The sequence below is a fragment of the Micromonospora sp. CNZ303 genome, assembly GCF_004345505.1.
Genome location: NZ_SLVT01000007.1, coordinates 253925 through 274865, shown reverse-complemented (window position 1 = coordinate 274865; position 20941 = coordinate 253925). Strand labels below are relative to the sequence as shown.

At 72.1% G+C, this 20941-nt stretch carries 17 protein-coding genes; 12 read left to right on the top strand and 5 right to left on the bottom strand.

All coding sequences use genetic code 11. The features are described 5' to 3' along the window. Nucleotides 1–37 precede the first annotated feature (37 nt). The gene (locus tag EV374_RS14405) at nt 38–2965 is read right to left on the bottom strand and encodes a transglycosylase domain-containing protein (RefSeq protein WP_132235498.1); all 2928 of its coding nucleotides are present in this window, start codon (nt 2963–2965) and stop codon (nt 38–40) included. Between the two features lie 197 nt (nt 2966–3162). Beyond that, on the bottom strand, nt 3163–3630 hold the full coding sequence (locus tag EV374_RS14400) for a DUF5318 domain-containing protein (RefSeq protein ID WP_132235496.1): 468 nt from the start codon (nt 3628–3630) through the stop codon (nt 3163–3165). 174 nt (nt 3631–3804) lie between these two features. Here EV374_RS14400 and EV374_RS14395 point away from each other — a divergent pair, with 174 nt between their 5' ends. Both EV374_RS14395 and EV374_RS14390 read left to right on the top strand, forming a co-directional pair. Beyond that, nucleotides 3805–4443: a PadR family transcriptional regulator gene (locus tag EV374_RS14395; RefSeq protein WP_121397428.1), complete on the top strand. Its 639-nt coding sequence runs from the start codon at nt 3805–3807 to the stop codon at nt 4441–4443. A gap of 23 nt (nt 4444–4466) precedes the next feature. Beyond that, nucleotides 4467–5546 carry an inositol-3-phosphate synthase gene (locus EV374_RS14390; RefSeq protein WP_089002814.1) on the top strand — a complete coding sequence of 360 codons (1080 nt, stop codon included), beginning with the start codon at nt 4467–4469 and terminating at the stop codon, nt 5544–5546. 132 nt (nt 5547–5678) lie between these two features. Here the strand turns inward: EV374_RS14390 and EV374_RS14385 are convergent, their stop codons facing one another. Continuing rightward, nucleotides 5679–6158 carry a methylated-DNA--[protein]-cysteine S-methyltransferase gene (locus tag EV374_RS14385; RefSeq protein ID WP_132235494.1) on the bottom strand — a complete coding sequence of 160 codons (480 nt, stop codon included), beginning with the start codon at nt 6156–6158 and terminating at the stop codon, nt 5679–5681. A 93-nt stretch (nt 6159–6251) separates the two neighbouring features. Between EV374_RS14385 and EV374_RS14380 the strand changes: the two genes are divergently transcribed. Both EV374_RS14380 and EV374_RS14375 read left to right on the top strand, forming a co-directional pair. After that, nucleotides 6252–6773, top strand: coding sequence for a hypothetical protein (locus tag EV374_RS14380; RefSeq protein WP_225852283.1), 522 nt, complete (start codon nt 6252–6254; stop codon nt 6771–6773). A gap of 29 nt (nt 6774–6802) precedes the next feature. Beyond that, complete coding sequence (locus EV374_RS14375) at nt 6803–8320, top strand: flotillin family protein (RefSeq protein WP_101413437.1); 1518 nt, start codon at nt 6803–6805, stop codon at nt 8318–8320. 134 nt (nt 8321–8454) lie between these two features. On the opposite strand, the gene EV374_RS14370 is transcribed toward EV374_RS14375, so the two are convergent. After that, entirely contained in the window at nt 8455–9915 is a 1461-nt protein-coding gene (locus EV374_RS14370) for a CCA tRNA nucleotidyltransferase (RefSeq protein WP_132235490.1), read from the bottom strand. 134 nt (nt 9916–10049) lie between these two features. Here EV374_RS14370 and murJ point away from each other — a divergent pair, with 134 nt between their 5' ends. From murJ to EV374_RS14335, 7 genes are all read left to right on the top strand, one after another. Further along, complete coding sequence (murJ, locus tag EV374_RS14365; RefSeq protein WP_132235488.1) at nt 10050–11801, top strand: murein biosynthesis integral membrane protein MurJ; 1752 nt, start codon at nt 10050–10052, stop codon at nt 11799–11801. Between the two features lie 461 nt (nt 11802–12262). Then, on the top strand, nt 12263–13867 hold the full coding sequence (locus tag EV374_RS14360) for a protein kinase family protein (protein WP_132235486.1): 1605 nt from the start codon (nt 12263–12265) through the stop codon (nt 13865–13867). Between the two features lie 43 nt (nt 13868–13910). Continuing rightward, complete coding sequence (sigM, locus tag EV374_RS14355; RefSeq protein ID WP_132235484.1) at nt 13911–14684, top strand: RNA polymerase sigma factor SigM; 774 nt, start codon at nt 13911–13913, stop codon at nt 14682–14684. Beyond that, a complete protein-coding gene (locus EV374_RS14350; protein ID WP_132235482.1) occupies nt 14681–15808 on the top strand; it encodes a hypothetical protein in 1128 nt (375 codons plus the stop codon). Before sigM ends, EV374_RS14350 begins: the two co-directional genes overlap by 4 nt. Before the next feature lie 177 nt (nt 15809–15985). Further along, the gene (trxB, locus tag EV374_RS14345; RefSeq protein ID WP_132235480.1) at nt 15986–16939 is read left to right on the top strand and encodes a thioredoxin-disulfide reductase; all 954 of its coding nucleotides are present in this window, start codon (nt 15986–15988) and stop codon (nt 16937–16939) included. A gap of 32 nt (nt 16940–16971) precedes the next feature. Further along, on the top strand, nt 16972–17295 hold the full coding sequence (trxA, locus tag EV374_RS14340; RefSeq protein WP_132235478.1) for a thioredoxin: 324 nt from the start codon (nt 16972–16974) through the stop codon (nt 17293–17295). A 150-nt stretch (nt 17296–17445) separates the two neighbouring features. Next, nucleotides 17446–18609, top strand: a complete 1164-nt coding sequence (locus EV374_RS14335) for an N-acetylmuramoyl-L-alanine amidase (RefSeq protein ID WP_132235476.1) — start codon at nt 17446–17448, stop codon at nt 18607–18609. Nucleotides 18610–18667: 58 nt separating this feature from the next. Here the strand turns inward: EV374_RS14335 and EV374_RS14330 are convergent, their stop codons facing one another. Further along, on the bottom strand, nt 18668–19333 hold the full coding sequence (locus tag EV374_RS14330; RefSeq protein ID WP_132235474.1) for a GNAT family N-acetyltransferase: 666 nt from the start codon (nt 19331–19333) through the stop codon (nt 18668–18670). Between the two features lie 294 nt (nt 19334–19627). On the opposite strand from EV374_RS14330, the gene EV374_RS14325 reads away from it, so the two are divergent. After that, entirely contained in the window at nt 19628–20941 is a 1314-nt protein-coding gene (locus EV374_RS14325; protein WP_132235473.1) for an aminotransferase-like domain-containing protein, read from the top strand.

Here is a 20941-nt window from a genome sequence, read left to right as displayed (position 1 = left end):
CCGGAGAGCTGCTCCGGCCGCCGGCGGCGTTCGTCGATCAGTCGTTGTCCGGCCTGGGTGTCAGGCTCGGTAGCAGCCCGCCGCCGCCACCGTCCCGGCCGGGCCGCGGATCGGTCGGGGTGGTGGGCCCGGTGGGCCCGCCGGGGCCACCAGGGCCGCCCGGAGGATTGCCACCGCCGTTGTTTCCACCGCCGTTGTTGCCGCCGGGCGGACAGAGCAGGTCCAGCGGACCGCAGTTCGGCGGTCCCGTCGGAGGCGGCGGGGGCGGGGGCGCCTCACCGTTGCCGGTGTTCGGGTCGCCGACGTTCGCCGCGGGCGGGAAGTCCTTCTTCTCCCAGTCCTTGACCTTGTGTGCCTCGTCCATGAACCGCTCCCAGATGGTGCCCGGCAGGTTGCCGCCACTGATCTTGGTGCCGTTCTTCAGCTTGAGCGGCTTGCGGTCCTTGACGTTGCCGACCCAGACGGCGGTGGCGATCTGCGGGGTGTAGCCGATCATCCAGGCGTCGCCGTTGTCGTCGCTGTCCGCCTTGAGTTCCCAGGTGCCCGTCTTGGAGGCGGCCTTCCGGCCGTCGTCGAGCTTGTGGTTGACCCGCGCCGGGTACTGCTCCAGCACCGAGGTCACGTCCGCCACGACGTCCTTGTCGATGCGCTGCTCACCCTTGAGCGAACCCTCGTCGGCGATCTTCTTCCACTTGCCGGTCACCTCGTCCCGCTTCTCGACCGAGTAGAGGAAGTGGGCCTTGTGGTAGCGGCCCTGGTTGGCGAAGGTGGCGACGCCGTTGGCGTGGTCCAGGACGGTGATCGGGTACTGGCCGTAGCCGACGACGTGGAAGAACGGGTTCGGCGCGATGTCCTTCGGGTCGGTCTTGGTGAGGTCGTAGCCCTTCGGCGGGCTGGTGTCCGAGCGCCACATCATGCTGACCCCGGCCTTGGCCGCCATGTCGACGACCTTGTCCGGGCCGATGTCCTGGCTGACGTGGTAGAACGGCACGTTCAGCGACTTGAGGGTGGAGACCGTCAGGGTGCAGGAGTTGCCGCACTCGGGGTTGTCCACGCCGGCATTGCTGACCTTGAACTTGGTGCCTTCGGGCGTGAAGGCCTTGCCCTTCCAGCGCGACTCGAGGGCCTTGCCCGCCTTGAGCGCCGCCGCCAGGGTGTAGATCTTGAAACTCGAGCCCGGCGGGTGACCGCCGTAGGGGTTGCCGGAGGCGTCGATGTTCCTGCCGGCGTAGTCGGTGCCGGTGCCGTTGTCGCCGCCGTAGTAGGCGAGCACGCGACCGTTCTTCGGATCGATGGCGACCACCGCCGCCATCAGGTTCGGCGGCTGGCCGGCGAGTTCCGACCCCTTGGTCTTGCGCTGGGCGGTCTCGACCGCCGCCTTCTGGATCTTCGTGTCGATCGTGGTACGGATCTTGTACCCACCCGACATGAGCGCCTGGGAACAGAGCGGCTTGACGTCGGTGACCTGCTCCTCCTTGTCGACGCAGATGCCCTTGTCCCGCATCTCCTGCTTGACGTAGTTGATCACGTTGCCGTACGGGGTGTTGACGCCGAAGTCGATGCCGGCGCCGCCCTGGCTCGGCTTCCTCAGCGTCTTGGTCGGGTACTCGGCGAGAGTGGGCGCCGCGGGCTTGCCCGGGGCGTTCAGCCAGCCCTCGGTGACCATGCCGCCGATCACGTACTCCCAACGGGACTTGGCTTCGGTGGGGTTCACCGCCGGGTCGTAGCCCTTGTGGCCCATCCCGGCCTCCGGCTGCTTGATCAGCGCGGCGAGGACCGCGCCCTCGGCCACGCTCAGCTTGTTCGCCGGCTTGCCGAAGTACGTCTGCGCCGCCGCCTCGATGCCGTGCGCGCCCCGCCCGAAGTAGATGATGTTCAGGTAGTGCTGCATGATCTGCGGCTTGGTGTACTCGTCGTTCAGCTTGGAGGCGAGGATCGCCTCCTTGACCTTCCGGGCGTAGGTGTCGTCCTTCAGGTTGTCGAACGCGTTGCGCGCGTACTGCTGGGTGATCGTCGAGGCGCCCTGCTTGCTGCCGCCGGAGACGTTGTTCCACGCGGCCCGGACGATGCCCTTGTAGTCCACACCCGAGTGCTCGTAGAAGTTGCGGTCCTCGGCCGCGGCGACCGCGTCCTGCACGTGCTTCGGGATCTGGTCGATGGTGACCAGGGTCCGGTTCTGCGTGCCGACCTTCGCGATGACCGTCTTGTTGTCGGCCGCGTAGAGGGTGGTCGCCTGCGGCGGCGTGGTGTCCTCCGGAAGGACCACGTTGGTCGAGTAGTAGGTGAACCCGACGACGCCGAGCCCGGCGAGCATGATGAACACGGCGAAGGCGGCGATCAGCATGTTGACCCGCTTGCGCTTCTTCGCCCGCGACGCACCGGCCGGGTCGCCCGCGCCGCGCCCGCGCCGACCAGGGCCGGTGGGTCCGCCGGGCCCACCCGGGCCGCCTGCGGTCGGCGAGACGCTCGCCCGGGCCGAGGCACGGCCGCTGACGCCACCGACCGCCGCCGACCCGACGCTGGCCCGTCCGGCCGGGGCGGCGCCGACGGCGGCGGAGCCCACCGAGGCGCGACCCGCCGGCCCGCCGGCCGGGGAGACCGGCACCGAAGCGCGACCCGAGCCCGCCGCCCGGCCGGCGCCGGGTGCAGGCGAGACCGGCACGGCCCGGCCCGGCGCCGCCCGACCGACCGAGGCCGAACCCACCGAGGCCGAACCGGCGCGCGGCGGGACGGCCGCGGAGGCCGAACCGGAGACGGAGCCGCCGCGCGGCGGAACGGCGGCCGAGCCGCCGACCGAGGCCCGCCCGCCGGCGGCGCGGGGCGCGACCGAGGCGCGACCCGCGGGTGCCGTACCGTCCTGTGCAGCCGACCAGCCGCCCCCGGAGGCGTCACCGCCGGGGTCGCCGTGCTGGCCCGGAATCTGGGCCCGCGCGCGCGGGGAACTGGAATCGCCGTACGAGTTCATTCCTCACACCCTGCCGTCGCGGTGGGACGCGACTGCGCCGCCACCGGTTTGCCGTGAGATGGGACACCTGTCGAGGGCGGCACGTGCGTGCCGGTCGACCGGTGCCACTTGCGAATCAATCGGGCCAATCAGACCAACGATCCGTCGGTCTCCCCAGGCGTGCGTGCGCTGGCCGGGGTCGGCCGATCGAGCGAAGATCACCGTTGCGCCTCTCGCCTCCGTCGACTGCCCGCACCGTTGCCCGAGGCGGCCGCGCCGCCCACCGCGTCCTGCTCCTGCCCACCCTCCGGACTCCCGGTCAGGCCGTCCCGGCCGAGCAGGTACTGCTCGACGAGATGGTTCCAGTCACAGCCGAGGCACACCTCCACCACGAAGACCTGGAACTCACGCACCGTCATCGCCAGCACCGGCAACTCGGCCAGTGTCCGGGCCTGGCCGGCGGACTGCTTGAGTTCGTCGCCGTAAATGTAGTGGACGTGGGTCAGGTTCTCGCTCCGGCAGATCGGACACCGCTCGTCGGTCGGCTCACCGTGGAAGCGGGCGGCGTTCTTCAGGTAGGGCGAGGCGTCGCAGACGTCGTACGTGCCGACCCGGCCCGCGAGGAGCTCACGCAGCACCGCTCGCTTCCGGAGCGAGTAGTCGACTACCTGGCGCTGCGTACGCATGCGGAGAAGGGTACGCGGTCTCGCCGGACGGGGCGACCACGGTGACGATGCGTGACCGGAGAACCTCGGAGCGGGGGTTTGCCCTGATCACGGCGATCCGCTAGCGTGCGATGTATCGGTCCGATACATCGCGGCGGTTACCGCTCCGCGTAGAGGGTACAGAGAGGATGGCCCGTGCTCGAGCTCGCCATCCTCGGCCTCCTGCAGGAGTCTCCGATGCACGGCTACGAGCTGCGCAAGGAGCTGACCGCCAAGCTCGGTGCGATCAGGGCGGCGATCAGCTACGGCTCGCTCTATCCCACGCTGCGCAGGTTGCAGGCGGCGGGATGGATCACCGAGGCCGCGGAGGCACCCGCCACGGTCGAGGAGGTTCCCGCGCTGACCAGCCGACGAGGTCGGGTGGTCTACGAGATCACCGCGGAGGGCAAGGAACGCTTCGCCCAGCTGATCGCGCAGACCGGGCCGGAGACGTACGACGACACGGGTTTCGGCGTGCACTTCGCGTTCTTCGCCCGGACCGACCAGGCGACCCGGCTCCGCATCCTCGAGGGTCGCCGGCGAAAGATCGAGGAACGCCGTGAAGGGCTTCGCGACGTGCTCGGCCGGGCGGCCGAGCGGCTCGACGCCTACACGCTGGAACTACAGCGCCACGGCCTGGACGCCTGTGAGCGCGAGGTCCGCTGGCTGGAGGAGCTCATCGCCAACGAGCGCTCCGGCCGTGCCCCGACGGTCCCGTCAACCGGGACGGCCGGCGGCCGACGAGAAGACAACAGCCCGCCTCCGCCTGGAGAGTCCAGGAAAGAGCGGCCGTGATGAAGAAGAAGGAGGCAGACGCTATGGGCTCCGTCCGCGTCGCCATCGTCGGTGTGGGTAACTGCGCCTCGTCCCTCGTACAGGGCGTGGAGTACTACCGGAACGCCGACCCGAACGACCGCGTCCCGGGTCTCATGCACGTCACCTTCGGCGACTACCACGTTTCGGACGTGCAGTTCGTCGCGGCGTTCGACGTGGACGCCAAGAAGGTGGGCATGGACCTCGCCGAGGCGATCGTCGCCAGCGAGAACAACACCATCAAGCTCTGCGACGTGCCGCCGACCGGCGTCACCGTGCAGCGCGGTCCGACCTTCGACGGTCTGGGCCAGTACTACCGCGAGATCGTCGAGGAGTCCGACGCCAAGCCGGTCGACGTCGCCCAGGCGCTGCGTGACGCGCAGGTCGACGTCGTGGTTTCGTACCTGCCGGTCGGCTCCGAGCAGGCCGACAAGTTCTACGCCCAGGCCGCGATCGACGCCGGCTGCGCGTTCGTCAACGCGCTTCCGGTCTTCATCGCCTCCGACCCGGAGTGGGCCAAGAAGTTCGAGGACGCGGGCCTGCCGATCGTCGGTGACGACATCAAGAGCCAGGTCGGCGCCACCATCGTGCACCGCGCGCTGGCGAAGCTGTTCGAGGACCGGGGCGTCGAGCTGCTGCGCACGTACCAGCTCAACTTCGGCGGCAACATGGACTTCATGAACATGCTGGAGCGCAACCGCCTGGTCTCGAAGAAGATCTCGAAGACCCAGTCGGTCACCTCGCAGATCCCGCACGAGATGAGCAAGAGCGACGTGCACATCGGCCCGTCGGACCACGTGCCGTGGCTGGACGACCGCAAGTGGGCGTACATCCGCCTGGAGGGCCGCTCGTTCGGCGACACCCCGCTCAACGCCGAGCTCAAGCTCGAGGTGTGGGACTCGCCGAACTCGGCCGGTGTCATCATCGACGCCGTCCGCGCCGCGAAGATCGCGCTGGACCGGAAGATCGGCGGCCCGATCCTGTCGGCCTCGTCGTACTTCATGAAGTCCCCGCCGGTGCAGTACGCCGACCACGACGCGCACGCCGCCGTCGAGGCGTTCATCGCCGGTGACGCCGAGCGCTGACGCGCCGACAGCAGCACCATCGAGGGCCGGGTCCGCACGGATCCGGCCCTCGCCGCGTCCGGCCCTTCCGCAGCCGTACGCGCAACGGGCCACCGGCCTCACACGGGCTGGACCGGCGCGGACGGGACCGCGTCAGGACCAGGCGCGGCGCAGGGCGACCCCGGCCTCCAACTCCAGCAGCTTCACCTTCCGTTCCAGGCCGCCGCCGAAACCGACCAGCTTGCCGCCTGCGCCGACGATCCGGTGGCACGGCACGAGCACCGGGATCGGGTTGCGGTTGCAGGCGACCCCGACCGCGCGGGCGGCACCCGGGTCGCCGAGCCGGCGGGCCACCTCGCCGTAGGTGAGCGTCTCCCCGTACGGGATGCGGGTCATCTCCCGCCAGACGCCCCGTTCGAAGTCGGACCCGCCCGGCGCGGCCAGCGGCACCGCGAACCCGGTCAGCTCGCCTGCGAAGTACGCCCGCAGCTCCGCCAGCGCCTGTCGGGCCGCCTCGTCGCCCGGCTCCTCGGCGGCTGCGTCGACCCGACCGAAGTGGGCCCGGCACACGTGGGTGCCGTCGGTGGCGACGGAGAACTCGCCGATCGGGGAGTCGAGCACGGTCCAGCGCATCCCCCCATTGTCCCCGGCGCCCGCTGAACTGCCCCACGTCGCGGCCCCGCTGAGCCGTTTGCGTCCCGACCGACGTTGCAGGGCACCGATACCGTGCAGGCCGTGGCCACGGGGACGCTGATCTTCCTCATCATCGGCGGCGCGGGCGTCGCGGTGCTGGCGCTCGCCCTGCTCGGCGGCGAGCTGCTCCACTTCGGCAATCCGGACTTCGACGGTCCGGTGTCGGTGGAGGCAGTCGCCGGGTTCACCGGAGCGCTCGGCTTCGGCGCCGCGATCGTCAACGAGCTGGTCGGTGGGCGTACGCCCGGCATGATCGCCGTGGCCCTGGCCGGCGGCGTCGTCGCGGCCGTGCCCACCGCCTGGGCCGCGGCCCGGCTGAGCCGGGCGGCCCGCGACATGCGCACCGACCCCACCCCCACCCGCCACCACCTGGTCGGCGCGCTCGGCCTGGTGGTCACCCCCGTGCCCGCCGACGGCTACGGCGAGGTCCGGGTCCGGGTGGCCGGCCAGCCGGTCAAGCTCAACGCCCGCGCCGACCGACCCATCCCGGTCGGCGCCCAGATCTTCGTGGTCGAGGCGCTCAGCGAGACCAGCGTGCACGTCGAGACCTACTGAACCCCCCTCATAGAAAACAGGACGGTCACATGCCCCTTCTCATCGCCATCGGCGGCGCGGTCCTCCTCGTCCTCGTGCTCGTGCTCTTCGTGCTCTCCCGCATCAAGGTCGCCGGGCCGAACGAGGCCTTCATCGTCACCGGCCGCAAGGGCCGCACCACGCAGACCGCCGACGGCGGTCGGTCGACCGACAACTCCGGGCAGAAGGTCGTGCTCGGCGCGTCCGTCTTCGTCCTGCCCGTGGTGCAGAAGCTCCAGTCGCTCGACCTGTCCAGCCGGCGCATCGACGTCGGCATCAAGGGCGCGGTCAGCAAGCAGGGCATCCGCGCAGACCTGCACGGCGTCGCGATCGTCAAGGTCGGCGGCACCGAGGACGCCATCCGCGCCGCCGCGCAGCGCTTCCTGCACCAGCAGGACGAGATCGAGGACTTCACCCGGGAGGTGCTGGCCGGCGCGCTGCGCTCGATCGTCGGCCGGCTCACCGTCGAGGAGGTCATCCGGGACCGGGCGGCGTTCGCCAGCGCGGTCGCCGAGGAGGCCGAGCACTCGATGACCAACCAGGGCCTGGTGCTGGACACCTTCCAGCTCCAGGACATCCTGGCCGAGGGCTCCTACCTCCAGGACCTGGGCCGGCCGGAGGCCGCCCGGGTGCTCAAGGACGCGGCCATCGCCGAGGCGCGGGCCCGGCAGCAGGCCGAGCAGGAGCGGCTGCTCGCCGAGGAGGCCATCGCCGAGGCCAACCGGAACCTGTCGCTCAAGCAGGCCGCCATCCAGGCGGAGATCGACGCGGCCAAGGCGAAGTCCGCCGCCGCCGGACCGCTGGCCCAGGCCGAGCGGGACCAGGCGATCCTCTCCGAGCAGCAGAAGGTCGCCGAGCGCAACGCCGAGCTCAAGCAGCGTCAGCTCGACACCGAGGTGCGCAAGCCGGCCGACGCCGCCCGGTACAAGGTGGAGCAGGAGGCCGAGGCGTCGCGCAACGCGGCCGTGCTGAACGCCGACGCGCAGCGCCAGGCCGTCATCGCCGCAGCCCAGGCCGCCGCCGAGCAGGCCCGGCTCACCGGTGAGGGCGAGCGGGCCCGCCGGGCCGCGCTGGCCGAGGCCAACGCCATCGAAGGCGCCAAGGAGGGTGAGGCCGAGCAGCGCCGCCGCTCCGCCATCGCCGAGGCGGTCGAGCGGGAGGGTGCGGCCGAGGCCGCGGCCATCCTCGCCAAGGGGCAGGCCGAGGCCGACGCGATGGCCCGCAAGGCCGAGGCCTTCGCGGCGTACGGCGAAGCCGCCGTGCTGGACCTGCTGGTCAAGGTGCTGCCGCAGGTGGTCGAGGCGGCCAGCGCCCCGATCGGCGCGATCGACAAGATGACCGTCATCTCCACCGACGGCGCCTCGTCGCTGACCAAGTCAGTGGCGGGCAACGTGGCCCAGGGGCTCCAGCTCGGCAGCGACCTGACCGGCATCGACCTGGCCGGCCTGCTGGGGAAGCTCGGCTCGGCGGCGGCGACCACCGGCAACGGCAAGCCGCCCGTCGACGGCACGGCGGTCGAGACCCGCTGACGCGACCCGGCAGCGGTCGGATCCGCTGAGCGCGACAGGGCGCCGTACCCCGGCCGGGGGCGGCGCCCTGTTCGTACGGTTCGGTTGGAGCGATTCGTCCGCCGTCGGACCGCGTCCCACGGCACCCGGCCGGACTAGCCGACGATGCCCTCGTCGCGGGCCCAGCGCAGCAGCTCCGCCTCGGCCTCGTCGCGGTCCAGCGGGCCGCGCTCCAGGCGCAGCTCCTTGAGGTGTTTCCAGGCCTGTCCGACGACGGGTCCCGGCGGTACGCCCAGCAGCTCCATGATGGCGTTGCCGTCCAGGTCGGGCCGGACGCGCGCCAGGTCCTCCTCGGCGGCGATCCGGGCGATCCGCTCCTCCAGCGCGTCGTAGTCGGCGGCGAGCTGGGCCGCCTTGCGGCGGTTGCGGGTGGTGCAGTCCGACCGGGTCAGCTTGTGCAGCCGCGGCAGCAGGTCACCGGCGTCGGCGACGTAGCGGCGCACCGCCGAGTCGGTCCACTCGCCCCGGCCGTAGCCGTAGAAGCGCAGGTGCAGCGCCACCAGCGCGGTCACCTTGGCGGTGATCTCCTTCGGGTAGCGCAGCGCCTTCATCCGGGCCTTGGTGAGCCGGGCGCCGACCACCTCGTGGTGGTGGAAGCTGACCCGGCCGTCCGAGCCCACCGCCTTCGTCGCCGGCTTGCCGACGTCGTGCATCAGCGCGGCCATCCGCAGGACGAAGTCCGGCCCCTCGGTCTCGTACGAGACGGCGTTGCTCACCACGGTCAGGGTGTGCTCGTAGACGTCCTTGTGCTGGGCGTGCTCGTCGATCTCCAGCTTGAGCCCGGTCAGCTCCGGCAGGAAGCGCTCGGCGAGCCCGGTGTCGACCAGCAGCCGCAGCCCGGTGATCGGGTCCGCGCCGCAGAGCAGCTTGGTGAACTCGTCGCGGATCCGCTCGGCCGTGATCCGGTCCAGGTCGCCGGCCATCCTGGTCATCGCCGCGTACGCGTCGGGGTGCACCGCGAAGCGCAGCTGCGCGGCGAAGCGGGCCGCGCGCAGCATCCGCAACGGGTCGTCGCCGAACGACTCCGCCGGGGTGCCCGGGGTGCGGATCATTTTGGCGGCCAGGTCGTCCAGCCCGCCGTGCGGGTCGGTGAACCGGTGCTCGGGCAGGCTGACCGCCATCGCGTTGATGGTGAAGTCGCGCCGCCGCAGGTCCTCGGCGAGGTCGGTGCCGTACTCGACGATCGGGTTGCGGCTGACCTGGTCGTAGGACTCGGCGCGGAAGGTGGTGATCTCCAGCCGCAGCCCGTCGCGCTGGCACCCGATGGTGCCGAACTCGCGGCCGGTCTCCCAGATCGACTCGGCCCAGCCGCGCACGATGCGCAGGGTCTCGTCGGGGTGCGCGTCGGTGCAGAAGTCGAGGTCGTCGCCGAGGCGGCCGAGCAGGGCGTCGCGTACCGAACCGCCCACCAGGTGCAGCTCGTGGCCGGCCCGCGCGAACCGGCGGCCCAACTCGTCGGCGACCGGGGAAACCCGGAGCAGTTCGGCGACGGCGTTGCGCTGAGCGGCGGTGAGTTCGCGGCGGTCGGCGGCGTGGGGAGCGGAGGCTTCGGACATGGGAGCGCCAGACTATCGGTCCCGACGAGGATGCGGTCCGCCGGGCGCGGGTAACGGGTGGCCGTTGACTATCGTCTGTGACGTGCGGGCCGTGCCCCGGCTCCGACGTACCTCTCTGCCTTGGAGGCGACAAGATGAGCGGCGGTCTCTACCGCAGCGCGAACGCCGCCCAGGGCGGTGCCGCGCCCGGCCGGCCGTCGGACGGCGCCACGTTCATCTCCGCCGAGCCGCTCAACCAGCCGGCCATGGAGTCGACGGCGCCGCCGCAGGAGCAGGTGGGCGAGGCCAGCGCCGCGGCCAACAGCGCGGTGATGGCCATGGGCAGCCTGGTCAGCCGCGGTACGGGCTTCCTGCGCAACCTGGTGATCGCGGCGGCGCTCGGCGGCGCGCTGGTCGGTGACGCGTACACCACCGCGCAGATCCTGCCCGGAATGGTCTACGAGTTCCTGCTCGGCGGCGTACTCACCAGCGTGCTGATCCCGGTGCTGGTACGGCGGCGCAAGTCGGACGCGGACGGCGGTCAGGCGTACGCCCAGCGACTGCTCACCCTGGCGGTCCTCGCCCTCGGCGTGGCCGCGTTGTTGGCAGTGCTGTCGGCATCGTGGTTGACCATGCTCTACGGCAGCGGTGAGTCGGCCGGCGAATATTCGAAGCTGGTCACGGCGCTGGCCCGCCTGATGCTGCCGATGATCTTCTTCTCCGGGTTGAGCGCGCTGATCAGCGCGGTGCTCAACACGCGGGGCCACTTCGCCGCCCCGATGTGGGCGCCGATCCTGAACAACCTGGTGGTGATCGCCACCGCCGGCCTCTACATCGCGGTCTTCGGCGCGGACATCATCAAGCCGGACGAGATGACGACCGGGCGGATCCTGCTGATCGGCGGCGGCACCCTGCTCGGCGTCGCCATCCAGGCCGCCGGCCTGCTGCCGGCGCTGCGCAAAGTCGGCTTCCGCTGGAAGCTCCGCTTCGACTTCCGGGCGCTCGGCCTGCGCGAGCTGGGCCGGCTCGGGGCGTGGATGTTCTGCTACGTCGCGGTCAGCCAGATCGGCCTGATCGTGCTGTTCAACCTGCTGAACCGGGCAGGCAGGGAGAACGCTGCCGGCCCGCTGATCTACAACAACGTGTTCCTGCTGCTGATGACGGCGCACGGCATCATCGCCGTCTCGATCATCACCGCGCTGATGCCCCGGATGAGCGCCGCCGCCGCCGACGGCCGTTACGCGGACGTGGCCGCCGACCTGTCCCGGGGCACCCGGACGGTCACCGCGGTGCTCGCCCCGATAGCGGTCTGCTACGCCGTGCTCGCCTCCCCGATCTCGTTCACCCTGTTCCGCTGGGGCGCCTTCGACGAGGGCAACGCCACCGCCACTTCCGTGGTGCTGCTCGCCGCCGCGCTCGCCCTGGTGCCGTTCGCCGTCAGCCAGCTCTTCACGTTCGCCTTCTACGCCCTGCCGGACACCCGCACCCCGGCGCTGATCAACATCCCGGTGGTGGCGCTGCGCATCGGGGTGCAGATCGTGCTCTTCGCGGTCTTCTCCGCAAGCTTCGCTGGCGCCGGCATGATGATCGGCAACGCCGTCTCCTACCTGGCCGCCGCGATCGCCTCCGCCTGGCTGCTACGTCCCCGGGTGGGTCGGATCGGCCTCGGCGAGATCATGCGCACCGGCGTGCGGGTCGCGGTCGCGGCGCTCGGCGCGGCGGTGGTCGGCCTGATCGTGGTCAAGCTGCTGCCCGGCGACGACACGCCGAGCCGCCTGGAGGCCGTCGTCCAGCTCGTGGTCGGTGGGGCGGTGATCGGCGGGACGTACCTCGGGCTGGCCATGGTCCTGCGGATCGGCGAGATTACCGAGGTCGTGGGCATGGTCCGCCGCCGGCTGGGCCGCTGACCGAAACCCGTCTCTCGGGGCGGGCGACACGCTGCAGGCGGACTGCACTCTCTGTGAACGAGGATCAACAGCCTGGGGATGCGCCTGTGGATAACTCCGTGATTCGCCGCTCAGGCACCGAAAGGGCCTGTGGATAACCAGCCGTACGGCTGAGCATGGCGGTCCGGTCGGGGGGAACCCGGCCGCGTCGGCGCGATCGCCGCAACGGCCGGCCCCCTCCCTGCGGGTGCTTGCGGCCAACCTCTAGATTGGCCAGTACATGTGCCAGCAACGTGGCTGACAACGGGATCAACCGGACAAGTCGGCCGCCTGCCGGCAGCTCGGCCCGGGAGCGGCGCGAAGATGACATGTCGGGGAGACGGCCAACCCGGGTAAGGTCGCTCTCGACGGGTACGGCAGGCGCCGACGCTCCGCGTCGACACCGGTCGGCCGGTTCCTTCGAAGGCAGAGCGGGAAGCCACATGCCCAGCAGCGCGGGTCCATCGATCGACACGATCACCGAGGGAGGACGGGTGACCCAGGTCGGCGAAGGTCAGGAGGCGGAGGAGAGCGCTCCTCAGGTCATGACCTTCGGTGCTCCCACGGCCGGTGAGATCCTCGCCGAGCGTTACGAGCTGGTCGAGCACATCAACAACGACAGCGCGGGTCGGCTGGTCTGGCGCGGAGTCGACGTCATCCTGCGCCGTCCCGTCGCGGTCGTGCTGCGCTACCCGGGTGGCGACTCGGCCACCGAGATGCTCCAGGGCGCCGTCGCGGCCAGCCGCGTCATCCACCCCAACCTGGTCGGCGTCTACGACGCGATCGACGAGGCCGAGCGGGCGTACGTGGTGCGGGAGTGGGTCGACGGGCAGTCGCTGCGCGAGCTGGTCACCGACGGGCCGCTGGACCCGGCGCGCGCCACCACCATCGGCAACGCGGTCGCCAGTGCCCTCGCCGCCGTGCACGCCACCGGCATGGTGCACGGCAACGTCCACCCCGGCACGGTGATGATCAGTGACGACGGCCGGGTGGTGCTGGCCGACGCGCGCACCGACGGCGCCGACAGCCAGCAGAGCGATGTCCGCGCGATCGGCGGGGTCCTCTACTTCGCCCTGACCGGGCACTGGCCGCACGCCGAGGCCCCGCTGCGTGGCGCCACCGCCGGCCACGGCCGGGCCGCCATCCCCGACGCCGTACGCGACGCGGCAGGCGCGCTCGCCGCCCCCCGGCAGGTGCGGGCGGGCGTGCCGGCGTACCTCGACGACCTCACCATGGACCTGCTGGACACCGAGATCGAGCCGCCCTCGTCGGACGTGCTCGCGGCCGAGCTGGCCCGGCTGGACGTGCCGGCCGACGAGCAGTTCCTCGACAACGCCGGCCCGCTGCGCTTCGCGGCCGACACCGGCGAGGAGCCGTCGCCGCTCGCCGCCGCCGGCGGACGCAAGGTCGCGATCGGCATCGCCAGCCTGCTGGCGGTCGCCCTCGTCGGCCTGCTGATCGGCATCACCGCCCTGGGCGGCGGTGACGACGACCCACAGACCAACCCGGTGGCCGCGCCCTCGTCCAACGCGCCCGCCGGCGACGCCACCCCGGCCGCCATCACGGCCGGGCCGCTGAAGATCAGCACGGCGCGGATCATCGACCCGGAGGGCGACCGGACCGAGGTCCGCAACGCCGACAAGGTGCACGACGGGGACGAGGACGAGGGCTGGGAGACCCAGACCTACCGGGGCCGCGCCAACTTCGGCAACCTCAAGAAGGGCATGGGCGTCTGGATCGACCTCGGCGGCGAGCACACGGTCAAGTCCGTGCAGGTGCTCCTGTCCGCCCGGGGCGCCTCCGCCCAGCTCTACGCCGGCACCACCGACCGGCCGTCGTCGTCCTCCGGTGACGCCCAGCTCTTCGCGGACTACAAAAAGACCGCGATCGGGCAGCCGTTCGAGGAGCACGGGGGCACCAAGATGACCTTCAACGGCTTCAACGCCGACCAGAAGTACCGCTACCTGCTGTTCTGGATCACCGAGCTGCCGCCGAGCGACGGCGGCTACAAGCTCGGCGTCCAGGAGATCACGGTCCAGGGGTCGTGAGGCGGCCACCGCGCTCCGGGCACCGCATCCGCCGGACGTGGTGATGGGCGTACGCGGGGAACGAGTGACCGGTGGACCGGCGGGTCCGCCGGTCTCGTCGTCCGGGCCGGCGGACCTCGATCTCCTGCACGCCCACGTGGCCGGCGACCCGCACGCCTTCGCCGAGCTCTTCCACCGGCACCGGGACCGGCTCTGGGCGGTCGCCCTGCGCACGCTCGGCGACCGCGAGGAGGCCGCCGACGCCCTCCAGGACGCCCTGCTGTCCGCCCACCGCGCCGCCGGGCGGTTCCGGGGCGACTCGGCGGTCACCACCTGGCTGCACCGGATCGTGGTGAACGCGTGCCTGGACCGGATCCGCCGCCGCCAGGCGCACCCGACGGTGCCGCTGCCGGACGGGGTCCGGGACACCGATTCCGGCACCGGGGGCGTCGAGCCGGCGGCACCCGTCCAGGACCACGACACGGCGCTCGTGGTCCGGCAGGCGCTCGCCGAACTGCCGGCCGAGCAGCGGGCGGCGCTGATCCTGGTCGACGTGCAGGGCTACCCCGTGGCCGAGGTGGCCCGGATCCTCGACGTGGCCGAGGGCACGGTCAAGAGCCGGTGCGCCCGGGGCCGGGCCCGCCTGGCGGCACAGCTCGGGCACCTGCGTCCCACCAGGCAGAAGCCGGAGCCGCAGGCGACCCCGCAGCGGGCGGAGCCGGCCCCGGCGACGGGCCCGAACGTGCCGGCCGTCACCCGAGGGAACCCGCGGTCGCCCGAGGGCGTCCGATCGGGGTCGGGACGGTCCCGGCGGGATCTCCACCAGGAGGACGCGTGACTGCCGGGGGGTACAGGGAGGTCGACCACGACCTGCTCGCCGACTACCTCGGCGGGGCGCTGGACGGCACCCCGGACGAGGAGCTCGTCGCCCGACTGGTCGACGAGGACCCCGGCTGGGCGCAGGCGTACGCGCTGCTGGCCCCGGCCGTGGCGGACGTCCACGCGGACCTGGCCACCTGGGGCGCGTCCGTCCCCGAGATGCCGGCCGACGTCACCGACCGGATCGTTGCCGCCCTGGCCCACGCCACGGCGTCCGACCTCGGCACCGCAGCCGACCTCGGCACCGCAGCCGACCTCGGCACCGCGGACTCCGCCGGGCCGGACCGATCCGAGCCGGGCCGTTCGGGGCCCGGCCGGGCCGAGCCGGAGGGCCGGGGGGCGGGGGACGACGCGACATCCGCCGAGGAACGGCCGGCGGAGGGTCAACCGACGGTCAGAACGGGCATCGGGGCGGTGCCGGCACAGCCGCTCGGCGGGTCCGGGAGACGTCCTGCCGGCGTACCCCGGTCGGAGCCGGGCCGCGGCGGGGCCACCGGGCCCGGGCGACGACGGCGCCGCTGGTCCCGGCTGGCCGGGCCGGTCGCGCTGGCCGCCGTGTCGATCGCGGCGGTCGGGCTCGGCGTCGACCAGCTCACCAGGGACCAGCAGACGGGCGGCGCCGCGGACACGGCGTTGCCCGCGACGAACCGTGAGGGCGCCGCCCCCGCCGCCACGCCCTTCCGGATCGCCGGCGAGCCGTCGGTGCGCAGCGGAACGGACTACACGCCGGAGTCCCTGGCCGCCCTTCCGTCGTCGACGAAGGCACGGCAGTTCACCAGCGGCCCGCCGGGAGAGCAGCCCGGCGTCCAGGCGGAGGGCGGGCGGCTGCCCAGCTCCGTCACCGGGCTCGACCGGCTCACCGACCCCGCCGCGCTGGGCGCCTGCATCGGCGAGATCAAGGCCGAGCACGGCAGCGGTCCGCTGGTGGTCGACGTGGTCGACTACGCCCGGTTCCAGGGTCGCCCGGCGCTGATCGTGCGCTTCACCGACGCCACGGGAGCGCACTGGGCCTGGGCGAGCGGGCCGGAATGCGGGGTGCCCGGGTCCGGCTCGGACAGCCGCTACCGCACGCGGGTAGGGTGAATTCGCGGTCACCGGCCGTTTGGCCGTCCACGTGACCTGACCCACCGGATGACCGGCTCGGGAATCCCCGGTTCGTACGATGACGTTCTGCACATCGAAGTGCCGGCACCGAGCGGCGTCGGCATCGGATCGGCATCGGTGCGCGCCGATGGCGAACAACACAATCGGGAGACGGCAGTGGACGAGGTCCGCAACCTGATCATCATCGGCTCCGGGCCAGCCGGTTACACGGCGGCGGTCTACGCGGCGCGCGCCAACCTCAAGCCGCTCATCATCGAGGGCGTGCAGTCCGGCGGTGCGCTGATGACCACCACCGAGGTGGAGAACTTCCCCGGTTTCGCCGACGGCATCCTCGGCCCCGAGCTGATGGACAACATGCGCAAGCAGGCCGAGCGGTTCGGCGCGGAGTTCCTCACCGACGACGTGACGCGGGTCGAGCTGAAGGACACCGGCAGCGTGGGTTCCGACGCCGTCAGCACCGTCTGGGTGGGCCAGACCGCGTACCGGGCCCGGGCGGTCATCCTCTCCACCGGCTCCGCGTGGCGTCCGCTCGGCGTGCCCGGCGAGCAGGAGTATCTGGGTCACGGCGTCTCGTCCTGCGCGACCTGTGACGGCTTCTTCTTCCGCAACCAGCACGTCGTGGTCGTGGGCGGCGGTGACTCGGCGATGGAGGAGGCCAGCTTCCTCACCCGGTTCGCCGACTCGGTCACCATCATCCACCGCCGGGACTCCTTCCGGGCCAGCAAGATCATGGCCGAGCGGGCACTGGGCAACGACAAGATCAAGGTCGAGTGGAACACCACGGTCGAGGAGATCCTCGGCGACGACGGCAAGGTCTCCGGGGTGCGGGTACGCAACACGCACACCGGCGAGTCCAAGGTCCTCGACGTCACCGGCGTCTTCGTGGCCATCGGTCACGACCCGCGCAGCGAGCTCTTCCGGGGGCAGGTGGAGCTCGACGACGAGGGCTACGTGAAGGTCCAGGCGCCCAGCACCCGGACCAGCGTGCCCGGCGTCTTCGCCGCCGGCGACCTGGTGGACCACACGTACCGGCAGGCGATCACCGCCGCCGGCACCGGCTGCGCCGCCGCGCTCGACGCCGAGCGCTTCATCGCCACGCTGCAGGGCTGAACAACCGAAACACATCCCGGAGGAGGGTCATAGTGGGAGCAACGAAGTCGGTCACCGACGCGAGTTTCGCCGCCGACGTGCTGAAGTCCGACAAGCCGGTTCTGGTGGACTTCTGGGCCGAGTGGTGCGGCCCGTGCCGCAAGGTGTCGCCGCTGCTGGAGGAGATCGCCGGCGAGATGGGCGACCAGGTCACCATCGTCAAGCTCAACATCGACGAGAACCCGGAGACCGCCCGCGCCTACCGGGTGATGTCGGTCCCCACCCTCACCGTCTTCAAGAACGGCGAGCCGGTGCAGTCGATCGCCGGCGCCAAGCCGAAGGGCGAGCTCGTCAGGCTCATCGAATCGGCGCTCTGAGCAGCACCGACGCGCGTCGACCCCGTACCCGGTCCGCCGGGCACGGGGTCGACGCGTTTTTCCCGACGCGGGGCACCCGGAGCCCCCGGAACGCATAACCTCAAGCGGGGGCCGCCCGGCCAGCAACCGTCCGTGCAGAGGGGGTCGTGCGTGCGTCCGATCCGACCCGGTGACCGTGGACCCGCGGTGACCGAGATCCGTACGGTGCTGACCGGCCTCGACCTGCTCGTCCCGACGGCGCCGGGCGCCGACGAGTTCGACACCCACACCGAACGGGCCGTGCGGGCCTTCCAGCAGTCGCGTGGGCTCAGCGTGGACGGCCGGGTCGGTGCGGAGACCTGGCGGGCCCTGGACGCCGCCCGCTGGCGGCTGGGCGCCCGCACGCTCTACCACGCGGTTCCGGAGCCACTCACCGGTGAGGACGTCCGCTCGCTCCAGGAGCGGCTGCTGGAGATGGGGTACGACGTCGGGCGCGCGGACGCCATCTACGGCGTACGGACCTCCCGGGCGGTCGCCCAGTTCCAGCGCGAGGTCGGGCTGACGCCCGACGGCTCGTGCGGTCCGCACACCATGAACGCACTGCGCCGGCTCGGCCGCAAGGTCGTCGGCGGGCGGCCGCAGTGGCTGCGCGAGTCCGACGCCATCCGGCAGTCCGGCCCGGCGCTGGTGGGCCGGACCGTCGTCGTCGATCCCGGGCACGGGGGCACCGACCCGGGCGTGGTGGTGCCGGACGGGTCGCTGCGGTGGACCGAGGCGGATCTCGTGTACGACCTGGCCAGCCGGTTGGAGGGCAGGCTCGCCGCCGCCGGTGTCCGGGTGCAGCTCACCCGTGGGCCGGCCCAGGAGGACTGCCTGCCGGACGTCGACCGGGCGGAGCTGGCCAACTCGCTCGGCGCCGACGTGTTCATCTCGCTGCACGTCGACGAGCACGCCAACCCGGCGGCCGAGGGGGTGGCGACCTACCACTACGGCACCGACAACGGGGTGACCTCGGCGACCGGGGAACGGCTGGCCGGGCTGGTGCAGCGGGAGATCGTCGCCCGCACCGGGCTGCGCGACTGCCGTACGCACGCGAAGGCGTGGGACCTGCTCCGGCTGACCCGGATGCCGGCCGTACGCGTCGAGGTCGGTTATCTCACCTCGCCCACCGACCGGGCCCGGCTGGTCGACCACCGGTTCCGGGACAGGGTGGTGGAGGCCGTCGTCGCCGCCGTGCAGCGCATGTACTTCCCCGTCGAGCGCGACGTCCCCACCGGCTCGATCGACGTGAGCGCCCTGCGGGCGGTGGTGGCCGCCGGCACGGTCGTCGACTGAGCCGCCTGCCGGCTCCCGACCGGGATCCGTCGCCGGGGCCGGACGCGCCGGCGTGGGATCAGCCGGCGGTCGAGCGGGTGGCCGGGGCCGGACGGACCGGACGGAGCAGCGTCTCGGGGCTCATCGAGCCGAGCAGCTTCTCCAGCGCGTACTCGACGTCGGACTTCCAGCTCAACGCGGTACGCAGCTCCAGCCGCAGGCGGGGGAAGCGCGGATGCGGCCGGACCGTCTTGAACCCCACGGAGAGGAAGAAGTCGGCCGGGGCGACGCAGGCGCCGGCGGGGTCGGCCGCGTCGCCGAACTTGGCGTCGCCGAAGGCCTCGATCGCCTTGATGCCGCGCTTGGTGAGGTCCCGGGCGACGCCCTGGACCAGCATCCGGCCCAGCCCTCCGCCGGCGAAGGCGGGCACCACGTTGGCCGTCATCAGCAGCGCGGCGTCGGCGGAGACCGGGGAGGTGGGGAAGGCCATCGAGCGGGGCACGTAGGCGGGTGGGGCGTACAGGACGAAGCCGGCCGGCATGCCGTCGACGTAGACGAGCTTGCCGCAGGAGCCCCACTCCAGCAGCGTCTGCGAGACCCAGGCCTCCTTCTCCAGCCCCGGGTCGCCCGCGGCACAGGCCCGGTCCGCCGAGACCGGATCAAGCTCCCAGTAGACGCACTGCCGACACGGGCGGGGCAGGTCCTCCAGGGTGTCGAGGGTCAAGCTGACCAGACGTCGCGACATTGGTGTATCCCCACATTAGGCTCGGAGGTGAGACCGGCACGGAACGACGACACCGCCTACCTGCCCCCGACGAGCGATCGTACGCCGCAAACGGACGCTGCGGGAGGGGACGCGCGAATGCCTCTCCTTCCAGGGCACCGGCCGGGGTCCGCGATGTGGACGCCGGTCACGTCGCGGTTACGCACCTGGCAGACGGCGACTAGGATCGACCTTCGGCGTCCCGCGTCGCCATGGTCGCAGGTGTCCCGGGTACGCCGGGGCGGGAGCCACCCGAGCAGCCATCGAGGTGATGTCATGACCGGCACGACGCTCGACGACTACACCGACCGGTACGCCCGCCGCGTACGGGGCATGACCGCCTCGGAGATCCGTGCGCTCTTCGCGGTGGCCAGTCGGCCGGAGGTGGTCTCGCTCGCCGGTGGCGCCCCCTACATCGCGGCGCTGCCGCTCGACGCGGTCGGCGAGATGCTCGGCCGGCTCGGCGCCGAACACGGCGCCACCACCCTCCAGTACGGCATCGGCCAGGGCACCCTGGAGCTGCGCGAGCGGATCTGCGAGGTGATGGCGCTCTCCGGCATCGACGCCGCCTGCGGCGCCTCCCCGGACGACGTGGTGGTCACCGTGGGCGGGCAGCAGGCCCTCGACCTGGTGGCCCGGCTCTTCCTCGACCCCGGGGACGTGGTGCTCGCCGAGGGCCCGACCTACGTCGGCGCGCTCGGGGTGTTCCAGGCCGCCCAGGCGCAGGTCGTGCACGTGCCGATGGACGACGACGGGCTGGTCCCGGAGGCGCTGGAGGCGGCCATCGCCGAGCAGGCTCGCGCCGGTCGGCGGGTCAAGTTCCTCTACACCATCCCGACCTACCAGAACCCGACGGGCGTGACGCTGACCGAGGAGCGGCGGGAGCGGGTGCTCGACATCTGCGAGCGCGCCGGCCTGCTGGTGGTCGAGGACGACCCGTACGGTCAGCTGGGTTTCGAGGGGGACGCTCCGGCACCGCTGCGCGCGCGGCGCCGCGACGGGGTCTTCTACCTCAGCACCTTCTCCAAGACCTTCGCCCCGGGCCTGCGGGTCGGCTGGATCCTCGCGCCGCACGCCGTGCGCGACAAGCTCGTCATCGCCAGCGAGGCGCAGATCCTCTGCCCGAGCGGCTACGCGCAGGCCGCCGTCTCCACCTACCTCGGCACCATGCCCTGGCGGGAGCAGCTCAAGGTCTACCGCGAGGTCTACCGGGAACGGCGCGACGCGATGCTCGCCGCGCTGGACGACCTGATGCCCGCCGGCACGACCTGGACGACGCCGGGCGGCGGTCTCTTCGTCTGGGCGACCCTGCCCGACGGCCTCGACTCCAAGGCGATGATGCCCCGGGCCATCGCCGCCCGGGTGGCCTACGTCCCGGGCACCGGCTTCTACGCCGACGGCACCGGCAGCGGCAACATGCGGCTGAACTTCTCGTTCCCGTCCCCGGATCGGATCCGTGAGGGCGTGCGCCGGCTGGCCGGCGTGATGGAGCAGGACATCGCCACGCGGCGGGTGTTCGGCACGGTCGGCCGCCCCGGCACGCGGCGCGGGCAGGCCGGCGCGGACACGCCGGGACCCGACTTGGCATGA